This is a genomic window from Serratia sp. LACPHL-BACT-2024-00286, assembly GCF_043109535.1.
GTDB lineage: Bacteria > Pseudomonadota > Gammaproteobacteria > Enterobacterales > Enterobacteriaceae > Serratia > Serratia sarumanii.
Genome location: NZ_JBICNA010000013.1, coordinates 23540 through 41764, shown reverse-complemented (window position 1 = coordinate 41764; position 18225 = coordinate 23540). Strand labels below are relative to the sequence as shown.

Sequence of the window (18225 nt, the reverse complement as noted above, 5' to 3'; positions counted from 1 at the left end):
GTCGTGCGGGGTGCCACGGTGCCCCGCCGTTGCTTCACAGAAAGGAACGCCCTATGCAATTCGCTCACGCCGGGACGCCTGCGCGTAAAAAATCGAAGTGGTGGCAAAGCGACGCGCTGAAATGGCTGGTGGTCGGCCTGTTCAGCCTGGTGACCTGCTACCTGATTGTGTTGATGTATGCACAGGGTGAATACCTGTTCGCTATCCTGACGCTGATCCTGGTCAGCGCCGGGCTTTACGTCTTCGCCAACCGCCGCGCCTACGCCTGGCGCTATGTGTATCCCGGCGTCGCCGGCATGGGGCTGTTCGTCCTGTTCCCGCTGATTTGCACCATCGCCATCGCCTTCACCAACTACAGCAGCACCAACCAGCTGACCTTCGAGCGCGCGCAATCGGTGCTGATGCAGCGCCAGTTCCAGAGCGGCAAAACCTTTACCTTCGGCCTCTACCCGGCGGAAAACCAGCAGTGGCGCCTGCAGCTGACGCCGCCGGACGGCGAAGCACCGCTGATCTCCGAGCCTTTCCGCCTCGACGCCGCCGCGCCGCAAACCCTGAAACTGACGGCGCAGAGCGCCGCGCCGCAGGGCGAGCGCGCCACGCTGCGGGTGATCACCCAGAACCGGCAGGCGCTGAGCCAGCTGGTGGCGCAGCTGCCCGACGGCGGTGAATTGCGCATGAGCTCCCTGCGCCAGTTCTCCGGCACCCGCCCGCTGTATGCGCTGGACCAAGACGGCAGCACGCTGACCAATAACCAGACCCAGGTGCGCTACCGGCCGAACGGCGACACCGGCTTCTATCAGGCGATCAACGCCGACGGCGGCTGGGCGCAGGAAACCCTGAGCCCGGGCTATACCGTCACCACCGGCTGGAAAAACTTCCTGCGGGTGCTGCAGGACGAGGGCATCAAAAAGCCGTTCGTGTCGATCTTCATCTGGACCATCGTGTTCTCGGTGATGACGGTGATCCTCACCGTGGCGGTCGGCATGGTGTTGGCCTGCGTGGTGCAGTGGGAGGCGCTGAAAGGCAAGGCGATCTACCGTGTGCTGCTGATCCTGCCCTATGCGGTGCCGTCATTCATCTCGATCCTGATCTTCAAAGGTTTGTTCAACCAGAGCTTCGGCGAGATCAACATGATGCTCAGCCATCTGTTCGGCATCAAACCGGCCTGGTTCAGCGATCCGCTCACCGCCAAGAGCATGATCCTGATCGTCAACACCTGGCTCGGCTACCCGTACATGATGATCCTGTGCATGGGGCTGCTGAAGGCGATCCCGGACGATCTGTACGAGGCCTCGGCGATGGACGGCGCCAACCCGTGGCAAAACTTCTTCCGCATCACCTTACCGCTGCTGATCAAGCCGCTGACGCCGCTGATGATCGCCAGCTTCGCCTTCAACTTTAACAACTTCGTGCTGATCCAGCTGCTGACCAACGGCGGCCCGGACATGATCGGCACCACGACGCCGGCCGGCTATACCGATCTGCTGGTCAGCTACACCTACCGCATCGCCTTCGAAGGCGGCGGCGGGCAAGACTTCGGGCTGGCGGCCGCCATCGCCACGCTGATCTTCCTGTTGGTGGGCGCGCTGGCGATCCTGAATTTGAAAGCCAGCAAGATGAACTTCGATTAGGGAGAATGACGATGGCCATGGTTCAACCCAAATCCCAGCGCCTGCGCCTGTGGATCACCCATATTTTGATGCTGTGCTTTATCGCCCTGATCATGTTCCCGCTGCTGATGGTGGTCGCCATCTCGCTGCGCTCCGGCAACTTCGCCACCGGCAGCCTGATACCGGAAACCCTCTCCTGGGATCACTGGCGGCTGGCGCTCGGCTTTAGCGTCACCCACGCCGACGGCAGCGTGACGCCGCCGCCGTTCCCGGTGCTGCTGTGGCTGTGGAACTCCATCAAGATCGCGGCGATCACCGCCATCGGCATCGTGACGCTGTCTACCACCTGCGCCTACGCCTTTGCCCGCATGCGCTTTCGCGGCAAGAGCACGTTGCTGAAAAGCATGCTGATCTTCCAGATGTTCCCGGCGGTGCTGTCGCTGGTGGCGCTGTACGCCCTGTTCGATCGCCTGGGCCAGTACATTCCGTTTATCGGCCTGAATACCCACGGCGGCGTGATCTTCGCCTACATGGGCGGCATCGCGCTGCACGTCTGGACCATCAAGGGCTATTTCGAAACCATCGACAACTCGCTGGAAGAGGCGGCGGCGCTGGACGGCGCCACGCCGTGGCAGGCGTTCCGTCTGGTGTTGCTGCCGCTGTCGGTGCCGATTCTGGCGGTGGTGTTCATTCTGTCGTTTATCGCCGCCATCACCGAAGTGCCGGTGGCATCGCTGCTGCTGCGCGATGTGAACAGCTACACGCTGGCGGTGGGAATGCAGCAATATCTCAACCCGCAGAACTACCTGTGGGGCGACTTCGCCGCCGCCGCGGTGCTGTCGGCGATACCGATCACCGCCGTGTTCCTGCTGGCGCAGCGCTGGCTGGTTGGCGGCCTGACGGCCGGCGGCGTGAAGGGGTAATTTGTGCCACTGCAGTGCGTTTGATGTCTTTTCTTATCTTTTACCCTATGGATTTCAAGTTACAGCGAGTGCAGTCAACAACGCTGTAGCTTGAAAGACGTCGGGTAATGATATCCTGTGTCTTCGGCGGCCTTGGGCCGCCATTTTTATCGCTACTCTCGTTTCAGCCGGTCGGTATTAGCCAGATAAAGCGTCACCACCAGCACCAATATCGCCGCGGCGTAGATCAGGGTATCGATAGGGTTTTTGTGATCCACGATAATCAAACGAATAATCGCGGTAATGCCAATGTAAATAAAATAGCGCAGCGGGAAATGATAACCCGACTCAAAATACTTGACGATCAAGGCGATAAATTCAAAGTACAGGAAATAAATCACAATGCCTTCAATCAACAGGTAAGAGGACGACTCTTCGCTGTTGATAAATAACACCTTCGCCAGGTGGAGGGTTTCCTTGACCAGAAACACCACCAGGATGGCCGCCAGCAGCAGCAAGCCCACGTTCAGCACCCGCTGCAGCCCCTTCGCTATCATTATCGAACGCGACGTTTTTGCCATAAAACCTCTCTCTGAATACCGCGTATATGATTCAACCGTGCCAATATAGGCATTGTCCTAAAAATTCCGCCCCTCGCGAAAGCACTTTAAACCCCATTTAATTCATCACGTTATAATAAGATGTTTCTGACCTATAGATTTGTAGCAAATCGAAATGTCAACTATCATGGGACACAGAGATCTTTACATAAAACCAATAACCTCGAATTAACAAGGGAATTCTTTATGCGCGCTAAACTTAACGGACTGGTCGCTGCGGGCCTGTTTACCTGTGCATTGTCCGGCCACGCCGCCGGCCTGGTAGCCCCTGACAACGATCTGCGTAACGATCTCGCCTGGCTGTCTGACCGCGGCGTCATCAACGTCAGCCTGTCCACCTGGCCGCTGAGCCAGGAAGAGATCAGCTCCGTTATCGCGCAGGCCAAGCCGGTGACCAACACCGAGAAAAACGTTATCGACCGCGTACAACGCCGCGTCGATGCCCTGAAAGCCAACATTCGCGTCAGCGGTTACGCCTCGACCGATAAACCCGGCACCCCGCAGGGCTTCGGCCAAAACGAATACGCCGACGATCGCCTGACCATCGGCGCCGGCGCCAACGGCGAGTTCTGGGACGTGCGTCTGCAGGGCTCGGTGGAAGGCGATCAGCGCGTCAGCGACGGCTCCAAATTCAACATGAACGGCTCCTACGGCGCGGTGAAAATCTGGAACCAATGGCTCTCCTTCGGCGAGGTTTCCCAGTGGTGGGGCCCGGGCTACGACGGCAGCCTGATCCGCTCCGACGCCGCGCGCCCGGTGGCCGGCTTTATGCTGCAGCGCGCCGACCAATCGCCGTTTGAAACCCCGTGGCTGTCGTGGATCGGCCGCTGGCAATACCAGTTGTCCGCCGGCCAGCTGTCGCAGTACGCTGCCGTGCCGGACACCAAGCTGATCGGCGGTCGCCTGACCATGATGCCGACCGACTTCCTGGAGTTGGGCGCTTCGCGCGTCATGATGTGGGGTGGTGATGGCCGTCCGCACTCCTGGAGTTCCTTCTGGGATGGCGTCACCGGCAACGACAATACCGGCGATCCGAAAAACGATCCGGGCAACCAGTTGGGCGGTTTTGACTTCAAACTCAAGCTGCAGCCGCTGATCGGCATGCCGGTCAGCCTGTATGGCCAGATCACCGGTGAAGATGAAGCAGGCATGTTGCCTTCGCACAACGCCTACATGCTGGGGCTTGAAGGCCATCCGGAATGGGGCCCGACCACGATCAACTGGCATATCGAAGGTACTGATACCCGCTCTAACGGCAACGCCAACAACGTGATGTACAACCACTACATCTATCGGGGCGGTTACTACCAGCAAGGTTATCCGCTGGGCCATGCGATGGGCGGCGACGGTCAGATGCTGTCCGGCCGCGTGGAAATGGTGCTGGACGACGGCCAGCGTTGGAGCACCCGCCTGGTGTACGCCAAGGTGAATCCGAACAACCAAACCATCAACCGGGCGTTCCCGCGTTCCGATACGCTGAAAGGCATTCAGCTCGGCTGGGGTTACAGCTTCGATTCTCAGGTTAAATTCGATACCAGCCTGTGGTACACCAACAGCGATCACAGCACCGCCGACGACGTGGGTGCCGGCGTCAGCTTCGAAGTGCCGATCAACCTGTAATTTTTTGCAGACGTAAAAAAACCCGCCGCGGCGGGTTTTTTATTGGCTTCAGCTCAGGCGCTTAGCGCCATTCCTTGAAGCGGTTGATCAGCGCATTGGTCGAGCTGTCGTGGCTGCTGATTTTCTCGCTGCCCGCCAGCTCCGGCAGGATGCGGTTAGCCAGCTGTTTGCCCAGCTCCACGCCCCACTGATCGAAGGTGAAGATGTTCAGGATCGCGCCCTGGGTGAAGATCTTGTGCTCGTACAGCGCGATCAGGCTGCCCAGGCTGAACGGGGTGATTTCGCGCAGCAGGATCGAGTTGGTCGGGCGGTTGCCTTCAAACACTTTGAACGGCGCCACGTGCTTGACCTGCTCAGGGGTTTTACCCTGCGCCGCGAACTCGGCCTCCACCACGTCCAGCGACTTGCCGAACGCCAGCGCTTCGGTCTGGGCGAAGAAGTTGGACAGCAGTTTGGCGTGATGATCGCCCAGCGGATTATGGCTGATGGCCGGCGCGATGAAGTCGCAAGGCACCAGCTTGGTGCCCTGGTGGATCAGCTGGTAGAACGCATGCTGGCCGTTGGTGCCCGGCTCGCCCCAGATGATGGGGCCGGTCTGATAATCCACCGGATTGCCGTTGCGATCGACGTACTTGCCGTTGGATTCCATGTTGCCCTGCTGGAAGTAAGCGGCAAAACGGTGCATGTACTGATCGTACGGCAGAATGGCTTCGGTTTCGGCGCCGAAGAAGTTGTTGTACCAGATACCGATCAGCGCCAGCAGCACCGGCAGGTTCTTCTCCGCCGGCGTTTCGGCGAAGTGCTTGTCCATGGCGTGCGCGCCGCTCAGCAGCTGCTCGAAGTTGTCATAACCGATGGACAGCGCGATCGACAGGCCGATCGCCGACCACAGGGAGTAACGGCCCCCTACCCAGTCCCAGAATTCGAACATGTTGTCGGTATCGATGCCGAACTCGGCCACCGCTTTGCCGTTGGTGGACAGCGCGGCGAAGTGCTTGGCCACGTGTTGTTGATCGGCGGCGCTGCTCAGGAACCAGTCGCGCGCGCTGTGGGCGTTGGTCATGGTTTCCTGAGTGGTGAAGGTTTTGGAGGCCACCAGGAACAGCGTGGTTTCCGGGTTCAGCGGCTGCAGCGTTTCGGCGATATGGGTGCCGTCGACGTTGGAGACGAAGTGCATGTTCAGGTGGTTTTTATACGGGCGCAGCGCTTCGGTCACCATGTAAGGGCCGAGATCCGAACCGCCGATGCCGATGTTCACCACGTCGGTGATCGGTTTGCCGGTGTAGCCTTTCCACTCGCCGCCGATGACGCGCGCGCAGAACTGTTTGATCTTGGCCAGCACCGCGTTCACTTCCGGCATCACGTCTTTGCCGTCGACCAGGATCGGGCTGTTGCTGCGGTTGCGCAGGGCAATGTGCAGCACCGCGCGATCTTCGGTGCGGTTGATTTTCTCACCGGCGAACATCGATTTGATGGCGCCTTGCAGATCGGTTTCTTTCGCCAGCGCCTGCAGCTTCTCCAGGGTTTCCTGCGTGATACGGTTCTTGGAATAGTCCACCAACATTTGGTCGTTGAAGGTCGCGGAGAACCTGGAGAAACGATCGCTGTCCTGGGCGAACAGGTCGGCGATCCGTACGTCTTTCATCTGTGCATAATGTTGCTGCAGGGCTTGCCAAGCAGCGGTTTGACTAGGATTGATATTTTTCATAGCAACACTCTTAGGCTTGAGAATAAAAATGACGCGTTGTCCGATTGTAGCCTGTTCGACTGTGATTATGATCTCTTTTCTTGCGATAGGCGCTAACTGTCAACGCAGTGCCGCCTCGTTTCAGCTTTCACTCTATACTTTTGGCTAACGGCCTGTTATCGGGGTTGCCGAATTGTCATCAGGCTGTGTCATCGTTGCTTATTTCGTCATTTGAAAGGGATCTCGCTTATGGAATTATCTGCCCCGCTCATGTTGGTGCTTATCGGCCTGGCGTCGCTGCTCGCGCAGTGGCTGGCCTGGCTGCTGCGCCTGCCGGCCATTTTGCCGCTGTTGCTGTTCGGCATCGTGCTCGGCCCGACGGTGCATCTGGTGCAGCCGGATCTGCTGTTCGGCGATCTGCTGTTTCCGCTGGTGTCGCTGTCAGTGGCGATCATCCTGTTCGAAGGGGCGCTGACGCTGCGTTTCGAGGAGATACGCGGCCTCGGCGGCGTGGTGCGCAATCTGGTCACCGTCGGCATGCTGGTCACCTTTCTGGTCATCAGCCTCGCCAGCTGGTGGCTGCTGGATTTCCCGCCGGAGCTGGCGGCGCTGATCGGCGCGGTGACGGTGGTGACCGGGCCGACGGTGATCGCCCCGCTGATGCGCGTGGTGCGGCCGAACGCCAACATTAACCAGGTGCTGCGCTGGGAAGGGATCGTCATCGATCCGGTCGGCGCCATCTTCACCCTGCTGGTGTTCGAATTCATCGTGCTGAAACAGAATGCGGAGTCCTATACCCATCTGTTTTGGACGCTGGGCATGACCGCAGCCGTCGGCCTGATCGCCGGCGCGCTGTTCGGCTACCTGCTCGGCCTGGCGCTGCGCCGCGTCTGGCTGCCGCGCTACCTGCAGAACCTGGCGGTGCTGGCGATCATGCTGACCGCCTTCGGCGTTTCCAACGCCATCGCCGACGAATCCGGCCTGCTGACCGTCACGGTGATGGGCATCTGGCTGGCCAACATGCGCGACGTGGACACCAGCGATATTCTGGCGTTCAAAGAGGAGCTGTCGGCGATCCTGATCTCGGCGCTGTTCATCATTCTGGCGGCGCGGCTCGATATCCAGGCGCTGTGGAACATGGGCTGGCCGCTGCTCCTGCTGCTGCTGGTGGTGCAGTTCATCGCCCGGCCGCTGTGCATCGCGGTGTCGACCTGGCGCTCTTCCCTGCACTGGCGCGATCGGCTGTTGCTGTGCTGGATCGCCCCGCGCGGCATCGTCGCCGCTGCGGTCAGCTCGCTGTTCGCGCTGACGCTGCAGCGCAGCGGCTACCAGGGCGCCGACCGGCTGGTGACCGTGGTGTTCGCCATCATCATCGGCACCGTGGTGCTGCAAAGCCTGACCAGCGGGATGATGGCGCGCTGGCTGCGGGTGCAGCAGCAAAAGCCGCGCGGCGTGCTGATCGTCGGCGCCAACAGCGTGGCGCGCATGCTGGCGCAGGCGCTGATCAAGCTGAACGTGCCGGTAATCGTCACCGACAGCAGCTGGGAATACTACCGCCAGGCGCGCATGGAAGGCATCCCGGCCTACTATGGCCACGCCTACTCCGAACACGCCGAGAACTATCTCGATCTGAGCAATATCGCCCAGGTGCTGGCGCTGTCGCCCAACCGCCACCAGAACGCGCTGGCGGTCTACCACTTCGGCCATCTCTTCGGCGAGGATCACGTGTTTGCCATCCGTTCGGGTGCGCCGCTGAAAGGGCGCGGCGCCAGCGCGGAAAGCTCGCGTTTCCGCCGGCATGAAATTTTATTTAATCAGGAAGCCACCTACGGCCGCCTGAGCAGCCTGCTCGCCAGGGGAGCCACCATCAAAGCGACCAAATTGAACGAAAATTTCGGTTGGCTGGAGTATTTGGAGAAACATCAGGGCGTTATTCCGTTATTCAGCCAAAAGGAAGACGGTTCTCTGCAACCGATTGGCGCCGGTTCCACGCCCGCGATGCCCTGTACGCTTATCGCGCTGGTGCAAGATGAAAATCCCTCACCGTCTGTACGTTGACAGAATGGCGATAACCGGCTATTCCTAACAGCCTACTTGCGCACCCGGTGCGCAAGCCAGAAGAGGCGCGTCGCCCAGGTAGAGTGTCAGAGGAGCCGTTTCTCCGTTGACGGCACCCGAGGGGGAGCGACGCCGAGGTAGGGTAATGGCCGGCCATTATCCTATCGACTACAGGGGCTGAATCCCCTGGGTTGTCACCAGGGGATCGCCCGCAGGGCGATCGACAAGGTGGGGCGCTTCTGGGTGTATCGTAGCCTGACCTCTACGCCTGCCCCCTGTTTACCGCTCTCCCCTTGTGCCAAGGCTATGGAATTACAGTGCCCCCAAACGGGCATCCCTGACACGAGGTTTCTAGATGAACCAAGCAGCACCCCAGAATTCCACCGTGGTAGCCAAATTCGGCGGCACCAGCGTCGCCGACTTTGAAGCCATGAACCGCAGCGCCGACGTCGTGCTGGCCAACCCGCAGGTCCGCCTGGTGGTGTTGTCCGCCTCGGCGGGCGTCACCAACCTGTTGGTCGCCCTGGCCGAGGGTTGCGAGGCCGACAAGCGCAACTACCGGCTTGATGAGATCCGCCGCATCCAGTACGCCATACTCGATCGCCTCACGGCGCCGGCGGTGATCCGCGAAGAGATCGACCGCCTGCTGGAAAACATCGCCATGCTGTCGGAAGCCGCGTCGCTGGCCACCTCGACGGCGTTGACCGACGAACTGGTCAGCCATGGGGAGCTGATGTCCACCCTGCTGTTCGTTGAAATCCTGCGCGCCCGCAACGTGCAGGCCGAATGGTTCGATGTGCGCAAAGTGATGCGCACCGACGATCACTTCGGCCGCGCCGTGCCGGACAGCGCCGCGCTCAGCGAACTGGCCCGGGCGCAGTTGCAGCCGCGCCTGCAGGAAGCGCTGGTGGTCACCCAGGGCTTTATCGGCAGCGAGCCGAAAGGCCGCACCACCACGCTCGGCCGCGGCGGCAGCGACTATACCGCCGCGCTGCTCGGCGAGGCGCTCGGCGTTGGCCGGGTAGATATCTGGACCGACGTGCCGGGCATCTACACCACCGATCCGCGCGTGGTGCCGGCGGCCAAGCGCATCGACAAAATCGGTTTCGAAGAGGCGGCGGAAATGGCCACCTTCGGCGCCAAGGTGCTGCATCCGGCCACCCTGTTGCCGGCGGTGCGCAGCGACATTCCGGTGTTCGTCGGCTCCAGCAAGGATCCGGCGGCCGGCGGCACGCTGGTGTGCAACACCACCGAGAATCCGCCGCTGTTCCGTGCGCTGGCGCTGCGTCGCAAGCAAACGCTGCTGACGCTGCACAGCCTGAACATGCTGCACGCGCGCGGCTTCCTGGCGGAGGTGTTCAACATTCTGGCGCGCCACAACGTCTCCGTCGATCTGATCACCACCTCGGAGGTCAGCATTGCGCTGACCATGGACACCACCGGCGCCACCTCCGTTGGCGGCAGCCTGCTGACCACCTCGCTGCTGACCGAGCTGTCGTCGCTGTGCCGGGTGGAAGTGGAAGAAAACCTGGCGCTGGTGGCGATCATCGGCAACCAGCTGTCGCGCGCCTGCGGCGTGGGCAAAGAGGTGTTCGGCGTGCTCGATCCGTTCAATATCCGCCTGATCTGCTACGGCGCCAGCAGCTATAACCTGTGCTTCCTGGTGCCGGGCGAAGAAGCCGAACAGGTGGTGCGTACCCTGCATCACAACCTGTTCGAATAAGTCATTATCCCCGATTGCGGGCGCAGCACGCTGCGCCCCTGCGTCTAAAAAATCCGTTCAAAACCGGCAGGGGTTCAGCATGTTGAACCCGCAAAAAACACAACCACACCCACCGTTCTCAATCTGGCTAAGGAAAACCTGCATGTTGGCATTACTCACGCGTTTATTCCCCCTGTGGGCGATACTGCTGTCCGTCGCCGCCTATTACACGCCGACCACCTTTACCGGCATCGGCCCCTACGTCAGCCCGCTGCTGATGCTGATCATGTTCGCCATGGGCGTTACGCTGCGGCTGGACGACTTCAAACGCGTGCTGGCGCGCCCCGGCCCGGTGGCGGCCGGCATCTTCCTGCACTATCTGATCATGCCGCTGGCGGCCTGGATCCTGGCGATGCTGTTCCGCATGCCGCCGGATCTGTCCGCCGGCATGGTGCTGGTGGGCAGCGTGGCCAGCGGCACCGCCTCCAACGTGATGATCTACCTGGCCAAGGGCGACGTGGCGCTGTCGGTGACCATCTCGGCGGTCTCGACGCTGGTGGGCGTGTTCGCCACGCCGCTGCTGACCCGTTTGTACGTCGACGCCGAAATCAGCGTCGATATCATGGGCATGCTGCTGAGCATTCTGCAGATCGTGGTGATCCCGATCGGCCTGGGCCTGATCGTCCACCATACCCTGACCAAAACGGTGAAACGCATCGAGCCGCTGCTGCCGGCGCTGTCGATGGTGTGCATCCTGGCGATCATCAGCGCGGTGGTGGCGGGCAGCCAAAGCCATATCGCCTCGGTCGGTCTGGTGGTGATCGTCGCGGTGATCCTGCACAACGGCATCGGTCTGCTGAGCGGCTATTGGGGCGGCAAGCTGTTCGGCTTCGACGAATCCACCTGCCGCACGCTGGCGATCGAAGTCGGCATGCAGAACTCCGGGCTGGCGGCCACGCTGGGCAAAATCTACTTCTCGCCGCTGGCCGCGCTGCCGGGCGCGCTGTTCTCGGTCTGGCACAACCTTTCCGGTTCGCTGCTGGCGGGTTATTGGTCCGGCCGCCCCATCAAGAAAAAATAAAACGCCTGTAGGGACGCAAACAATTGCGTCCCTTTTTTTCCTGCGAAATTTCGTATTTCCCACTGGTCGGATTGTCATAATTCCCCTCATCCCCTATCATCCGTGAAAAATAAAAATTCAGATTCTTCCTAGCCATGCCGATAATGTTGGCAAGAGGAAGAGACGTTCTACTTTTTTTAATTAATTAAGTCGCCAGGGTTGCCCGCCATAAAAGAAGCAGCCTAATTATTATTTAGATATATACCCACCGTCTTATTTGCCGCGGCAAATCAAGATACCTCGCAATGTGCATGTCGCTCATTATTTCGGGCCGGCCGTCGGCCGCCCGTGGTTAACCTCATGGATTGGGCTGGCTGCCCCGGCGGCCTCTCATAATGGATTACAATGATAAAAAAAATCACCGCTTTGACGCTGTTGGTCAGCACGGCCCTTTCCGCCGAAACCCTGCCGGACGCCCACATGATGCGGGATATGTCGATGGGGGAGTCGCGCCGCGCGCTGCAAGACAGCACGCGTGAAGTCAACCAGTTGATTGAGCAACGCCGCTACCAGCAGCTGAAACAGCAACGCTTGCTGGCGGAGCCGGAACCGGCCGCGCCCGCCCTGCCGCAGTCCGCGCAGTGCCTGCCGATCGCCGGCGTTTATCTGCAGGGCGTCACCCTGCTCTCGCCGGCCGATTTATCCGCCCTGAGCGCGCTGCCGGAACAGTGCATCAGCAGCAACGATATCAATCGCCTGACCCGTGAATTAACGCGCCTTTATGTGCAAAAAGGCTATATCACCGCGCGCGTGCAAATTGTTCGCCCTAATTCACAGGGAGAATTGGGATTAAGCGTCACCGAAGGATTTATCGAGAAAATAGAAGGCGGCGATCGCTGGGTCAACAGCCGTTTATTATTTCCAGGGCTGGAAGGCAAGCCGTTGAAATTAACCGAGCTCGACCAGGGATTGGATCAAGCCAACCGTTTGCAATCGAATACCACCAAGCTGGATATATTGCCCGGCCGCCAGGTTGGCGGTTCGGTCATTCGTTTGCGCAATCAGCATGCCAAGCCCTGGCTGATGACCGTCGGCACGGATAATTACGGCCAAAAAAGCACCGGCCAGTGGCTGGCTCGCGCCACCGCCACGCTGGACAGCCCGTTCGGCCTGTCGGACTTCGTCAGCCTGAACGCCAACAGCACGCTGGAAAACCCGGCTCACCGCTACAATCGCGCCTATACCCTGCTCTATTCGCTGCCGTACGGCGCGTTCACCTTCAGCGGGTTCGCCAGCTTCTCGTCCTACGAGAACCACCAGCAGCTGCCGCACAACCTGGTCAAACTGCACGGCCAGACCCAGCAGTATGGTCTGCGCAGCGACTACGTGTTTTACCGCGATCGCGATCAGATAGACAGCCTGAGCGGCCAGTTGACCTACAAGCGCATCGACAACTACTTCGAAAGCGTGCGCCTCGAGGTCAGCAGCCCCACCCTGACCCTGGCCGAACTGAGCGCCAGCCACCTGCAAATTCTGCCCAACGGGGTGTTCAGCGCCAACCTCAGCGTCGAACAGGGCCTGCCGTGGCTGGGGGCCGGTCGCCACCCAAGCTCGGTGCACCTCGACAGCCAGTTCACCAAAGGCAAGCTGTTCGCCAACCTCAGCCAGCGGCTTCACCTGGGTGACGCCACCTATCAGCTCAACAACCTGTTCTACGGCCAGTACAGCCGCGACCCGCTGCCCGGCGTGGAGTGGCTGAGCCTTACCGATCGCAGCGCCGTGCGCGGCTTCAGCCGCAGCACCCAGTCAGGCGACAACGGCTGGTATCTGCAGAACACGCTGTCGCGCAGCTTCAATCTGGGTGCCACCACGCTGACGCCGCGCCTCGGCGCCGACGTCGGCCGCATTTTGCCGCGCCAGGACAGCTCGGGGTGGCGCAGCAGCGCCGGCCTGAGCAGCGGCGCCACGTTGCGCTATCGGCAGGCGCTGGTCGATCTCGAGGTCAGCCGCGGCTGGATCTTGTCGAATCACGCCACGCCGGAAGATCCCGTTCAGGTACTGGCGCGCTTTTCTTACACCTTTTAATCAGCAGTTTTGCAGGACCCCACGGCAATATACGGAGAAACATGGATGAAAAATAATAACTTCAGGCTTTCAGCAGCGGGCAAACTGGCCGCCGCGCTGGCGATTATTCTCGCCGCTTCCGCCGGCGCCTACGCCGCGGAGATCGTGGCGGCCAACGGCGCCAACGGCCCCGGCGTTTCCACCGCCGCGACCGGCGCGCAGGTGGTCGACATCGTCGCGCCGAACGGCAACGGGCTGTCGCACAACCAATACCAGGACTTTAACGTCAACCAGCCCGGCGCCGTGCTGAACAACTCCCGCGAAGCGGGGCTGTCGCAGCTGGCCGGCCAACTGGGCGCCAACCCCAATCTGGGCGGGCGCGAAGCCAGCGTGATCCTCAATGAAGTGATCGGCCGCAACCCGTCGCTGCTGCACGGCCAGCAAGAGATCTTCGGCATGGCGGCCGATTACGTGCTGGCCAACCCGAACGGCATCAGCTGCCAGGGCTGCGGGTTCATCAACACCAGCCGCTCCTCGCTGGTGGTCGGCAACCCGCTGGTGGAGAACGGCCTGCTGCAGGGCTACAGTACCCAGGACAACCGCAATACCCTGAGCCTCAACGGCGTCCTGAACGCCGGCGGCGTGCTGGATCTGATCGCGCCGAAGATAGACAGCCGCGGCGACGTGATCGTGCAAGACTTCACCCATCGCAACGGCAGCGTGACGCCGGCGGCGATCAACGCCATCAGCGGCCATAACCGGGTGGCGCGCGACGGCAAGGTGCTGGCCAGCGTACAGCCGACCACGGCGCTGGACAGCTACTACCTCGGCAGCATGCAGGCCGGGCGCATCAACATCATCAACACCGCGCAGGGCAGCGGCGTGAAGCTGGCCGGCACGCTGGCCGCCGGCGACGAGCTCAAGGTGAAAGCCTACGATATTCGCAGCGAAAGCCGCGTTGACGACGCCAGCAGCAACCGCAACGGCGGCGACAACTACCAGAACTACCGCGGCGGCATCTACGTCAACGATCGCAGCAGCAGTCAGAAGCTGACCCGCACCGAGCTGAAAGGCAAGAACATCAGCCTGGTGGCGGATAACCACGCGCACCTCACCGCCACCGATATTCGCGGCGAAGACATCACGCTGCAGGGCGGCAAGCTGACGCTCGACGGCCAGCAGTTGAAACAGACCCAGGGCCACACCGACGACCGCTGGTTCTACTCCTGGCAATACGACGTCACCCGTGAGCGCGAGCAGCAGCAGCAGGCGGGCAGCACCGTCGCCGCCGGCGGCAACGCCACACTCGTCAGTACCCGGGAAGACGTGAACCTGTTGGGCGCCAACGTCAGCGCCGATCGGGCGCTGAGCGTCAAAGCGGCGCGCGACGTGCACCTCGCCGGGCTGGTGGAGAAGGATAAGTCCACCGAGCGCGGCTATCAGCGCAACCACACCTCCAGCCTGCGCACCGGCAGTTGGAGCAGCAGCGACGAAAGCGAGAGCCTGAAGGCCAGCGAACTGCGTAGCCAGGGCGAACTGACCTTGAAAGCCGGCCGCAATGTCACTACCCAGGGCGCCAAGGTCCACGCCCAGCGCGATCTGACGATCGACGCAGACAACCAGATCCAGGTCGGGGTGCAGAAAACCGCCAACGCCAAAGCGGTACGCGATGACAAAACCTCCTGGGGCGGCATCGGCGGCGGCGACAACAAAAACAACAGCAACCGCCGCGAGATCAGCCACGCCTCCGAACTGACCAGCGACGGCACCCTGCGCCTGAACGGCCAGCAGGGCGTCACCATCACCGGCAGCAAGGCGCGCGGCAAGGAAGGCGGCCTGGTCACCGCCACCCAGGGCGGCCTGCGCATCGACAACGCGCTGAGCACCACCGTAGACAAAATCGATGCGCGCACCGGCACCGCCTTCAACATCACCAGCAGTTCGCACAAGGCCGACAACCGCTACCAGAGCAGCACCGCCAGCGAGTTGAAGTCTGACACCAACCTGAAGCTGGTCAGCCGTAAGGATACCGACGTGATCGGCAGTCAGGTCACCAGCGGCGGCGAGCTGAGCGTGACGTCGCAGACCGGCAACATCAACGTCAAGGCCGCCGAACAGCAGCAAAAAATCGATGAGCAGAAGACCGCGCTTACCGTCAACGGCTACGCCAAAGAAGCCGGCGACAAGCAATACCGCGCCGGTTTGCGCATCGAACACACCCGCGACAGCGAGAAAACCACCCGCACCGAAAACCGCGCCTCGACCCTCAGCGGCGGCAGCGTGAAGCTCGAGGCGGAGAAGGACGTGACCTTCAGCGGCTCCAAACTGGTCGCCGACAAAGGCGACGCCAGCGTCAGCGGCAACAAGGTTTCGTTCCTGGCGGCCGACGATAAAACCACCTCGAACACCGAGCAGACCAAGATCGGCGGCGGTTTCTATTACACCGGCGGCATCGACAAGCTCGGCAGCGGCGTGGAAGCCGGCTACGAGAACAGCAAAACGCAGGCGCAGAGCAGCAAGGCGGTCACCTCCGGCAGCGACGTCAAAGGCAACCTGACTGTCAACGCCCGTGACAAGCTGACCCAGCAAGGCGCGCAGCACAGCGTCGGCGGTGCCTATCAAGAAAACGCCGCGGGCGTCGATCACCTGGCCGCCGCCGACACCGCCAGCAGCACCACCACCAAAACCGACGTCGGTGTGAACATCGGCGCCAACGTCGATTACAGCGCCGTGACCCGCCCGGTCGAGCGCGCGGTCGGCAAGGCGGCCAAGCTGGACGCCACCGGCGTCATCAACGACATCGGCGGCATCGGCGCGCCTAACGTCGGCCTGGATATCGGCGCGCAGGGCGGCAGCAGCGAAAAACGCAGCAACAGCTCGCAGGCGGTGGTCAGCTCGGTGAAAGCCGGCAGCATCGACATCAACGCCAAAGGCGAAGTGCGCGATCAGGGCACGCAGTATCAGGCGAGCAAAGGCGCGGTCACGCTGACGGCGGACAGCCACCGCAGCGAAGCCGCGACGAACCGCCAGGAAGAGCAGAACCGCGATACCCGCGGCAGCGCCGGCGTGCGCGTCTACACCTCCACCGGCAGCGATCTGACCGTAGACGCCAAGGGCGAAGGCGGCACCCAGCGCAGCAGCAGCAACGCCAGCCAGGCGGTGACCGGCACGATCGACGCGGCCAACGGCATCAACGTCAACGTGAAACAAGATGCGGTCTATCAGGGCACCGCGCTGAACGGCGGCAGCGGTAAAACCGCCGTCAACGCCGGCGGCGATATTCGCTTCGATCAGGCCAGCGATAAGCAGAGCGAAAACCACAGCGGTTTCAACGTCAAAGCCTCCGCCAAGGGCGGTTTCACCGCCGACAGCAAAAACTTCGGCGCCGGCTTCGGCGGCGGCACCAACAACGGCGAAAGCAACAGCAGCACCGCGCAGGTCGGCAACGTCAGCGGCCAACAGGGCGTGGAGCTGAAGGCGGGCCGCGATCTGACGCTTAAAGGCACCAACGTCAAGAGCCAGGGCGACGTCACCCTGAGCGCGGGCAACAAGGTTGCGCTGCAGGCGGCGGAATCGACCCAAACGCGTAAGGAGAACCAGCTGTCCGGCAATCTCGATCTGGGCGCCGGCAGCAGCGACAGCAAGGAAAAAACCGGCGGCAGCCTCTCCGCCGGCGGCGCCTTCGACATCGCCAAGGTGAATGAGTCCGCGACCGAACGCCAGGGCGCCACGCTAGCCTCAGACGGCAAGGTCACCCTGTCCGCCGGCGGCAAAGGCGATGACGCGCTGCATCTGCAGGGCGCCAAGGTCAGCGGCGGCAGCGCCGCGCTCGAGGCGAAAAACGGCGGCATCCTGCTGGAGTCCGCCAAGAACGAGCAGCACAAGGACAACTGGAGCCTGGGCATCAAAGCCAACGCCAAAGGCGGCCAAACGTTCAACAAGGACGCCAACGGCAAGGTCGATCCGAACACCGGCAAAGACACCCATACGCTGGGTGCCGGTCTGAAGGTCGGCGTGGAACAGCAGGATAAAACCACCCACGCCAACACCGGCATCACCGCGGGCGACGTGGCGCTCAACAGCGGCAAGGATACCCGCCTCGCCGGGGCGCGCGTCGATGCCGACAGCGTACAGGGCAAGGTGGGCGGCGATCTGCGCGTTGAAAGCCGCAAGGACGTCGAGAAAGGCGTGAAGGTGGAGGTAGATGCCGGCCTGAGCCACAGCAACGATCCGGGCAGCAGCATCACCTCCAAGCTGTCGAAGGTGGGCACGCCGCGCTACGCCGGGAAAGTGAAAGAGAAACTGGACGCCGGGGTGAATAAAGTGGCCGACGCCACCACCGACAAGTACAACAGCGTGGCGCGTCGTCTCGATCCGCAGCAGGACACCACCGGCGCGGTCAGCTTCAGCAAGGCCGACGGTAAAGTGACGCTGCCGGCAACGCCGGCCGGCGAGAAGCCGCAGGGCCCGCTGTGGGATCGCGGTGCGCGCACCGTCGGCGGCGCGGTAAAAGACAGCATCACCGGGCCGGCCGGTCGCCAGGGGCAGCTCAAGGTCAATGCCGACGTGGTGAACAACAACGCGGTCGGCGAGCAGTCGGCGATTACCGGTAAGCACGGCGTAGCGCTGCAGGTCGGCGGCCAAACCCAACTGACCGGCGGCGAGATCCGCAGCCGGCAGGGCAAGGTGGAACTGGGCGGCAGCAAGGTCAACCAGCAGGACGTCAGCGGCCAACGCTATCAGGGCGGCGGCCGCGTCGATGCGGCGGCCACGGTAGGCGGGCTGTTAGGCGGCGCGGCGAAGCAAAGCGTCGACGGCAACGTGCCGTTCGTCAGCGGCCATGCTTCGACTCAGCAGGCGGACGCCAAAGCCGGCGTGTTCAGCGGCAAATAACGCACCTCT

Annotated in this window: 10 protein-coding genes and 1 riboswitch; of the genes, 8 read left to right on the top strand and 2 right to left on the bottom strand. The window is 61.8% G+C overall.

What is annotated here, in order from left to right:
• The first annotated feature begins 53 nt into the window (after positions 1-53).
• Positions 54-1631, top strand: a complete 1578-nt coding sequence (gene malF, locus ACF8MC_RS24670) for a maltose ABC transporter permease MalF (protein WP_041036905.1) — start codon at positions 54-56, stop codon at positions 1629-1631.
• Positions 1632-1642: 11 nt separating this feature from the next.
• Positions 1643-2533 carry a maltose ABC transporter permease MalG gene (gene malG, locus ACF8MC_RS24665; protein WP_004936696.1) on the top strand — a complete coding sequence of 297 codons (891 nt, stop codon included), beginning with the start codon at positions 1643-1645 and terminating at the stop codon, positions 2531-2533.
• A gap of 152 nt (positions 2534-2685) precedes the next feature.
• On the opposite strand, the gene psiE is transcribed toward malG, so the two are convergent.
• Complete coding sequence (gene psiE, locus ACF8MC_RS24660) at positions 2686-3093, bottom strand: phosphate-starvation-inducible protein PsiE (protein WP_033636217.1); 408 nt, start codon at positions 3091-3093, stop codon at positions 2686-2688.
• Between the two features lie 225 nt (positions 3094-3318).
• On the opposite strand from psiE, the gene ACF8MC_RS24655 reads away from it, so the two are divergent.
• Positions 3319-4752: a capsule assembly Wzi family protein gene (locus tag ACF8MC_RS24655; RefSeq protein ID WP_033636218.1), complete on the top strand. Its 1434-nt coding sequence runs from the start codon at positions 3319-3321 to the stop codon at positions 4750-4752.
• A gap of 61 nt (positions 4753-4813) precedes the next feature.
• Here the strand turns inward: ACF8MC_RS24655 and pgi are convergent, their stop codons facing one another.
• Complete coding sequence (gene pgi / locus ACF8MC_RS24650; protein ID WP_033636219.1) at positions 4814-6460, bottom strand: glucose-6-phosphate isomerase; 1647 nt, start codon at positions 6458-6460, stop codon at positions 4814-4816.
• A gap of 228 nt (positions 6461-6688) precedes the next feature.
• Here pgi and ACF8MC_RS24645 point away from each other — a divergent pair, with 228 nt between their 5' ends.
• The 5 genes from ACF8MC_RS24645 to ACF8MC_RS24625 all read left to right on the top strand — a co-directional run bounded on the left by ACF8MC_RS24645 (position 6689) and on the right by ACF8MC_RS24625 (position 18216).
• On the top strand, positions 6689-8497 hold the full coding sequence (locus ACF8MC_RS24645; RefSeq protein WP_033636220.1) for a sodium:proton antiporter: 1809 nt from the start codon (positions 6689-6691) through the stop codon (positions 8495-8497).
• Between the two features lie 52 nt (positions 8498-8549).
• A riboswitch (Lysine riboswitch) is annotated at positions 8550-8744 on the top strand.
• 108 nt (positions 8745-8852) lie between these two features.
• Positions 8853-10220 carry a lysine-sensitive aspartokinase 3 gene (gene lysC / locus ACF8MC_RS24640; RefSeq protein WP_033649702.1) on the top strand — a complete coding sequence of 456 codons (1368 nt, stop codon included), beginning with the start codon at positions 8853-8855 and terminating at the stop codon, positions 10218-10220.
• Positions 10221-10362: 142 nt separating this feature from the next.
• Positions 10363-11280: a ketopantoate/pantoate/pantothenate transporter PanS gene (gene panS, locus ACF8MC_RS24635; RefSeq protein WP_025304471.1), complete on the top strand. Its 918-nt coding sequence runs from the start codon at positions 10363-10365 to the stop codon at positions 11278-11280.
• Positions 11281-11664: 384 nt separating this feature from the next.
• Positions 11665-13344, top strand: a complete 1680-nt coding sequence (locus tag ACF8MC_RS24630; protein ID WP_049211607.1) for a ShlB/FhaC/HecB family hemolysin secretion/activation protein — start codon at positions 11665-11667, stop codon at positions 13342-13344.
• A gap of 45 nt (positions 13345-13389) precedes the next feature.
• Positions 13390-18216: a hemagglutinin repeat-containing protein gene (locus tag ACF8MC_RS24625; protein WP_164105721.1), complete on the top strand. Its 4827-nt coding sequence runs from the start codon at positions 13390-13392 to the stop codon at positions 18214-18216.
• The last annotated feature ends 9 nt before the right edge of the window (positions 18217-18225 follow it).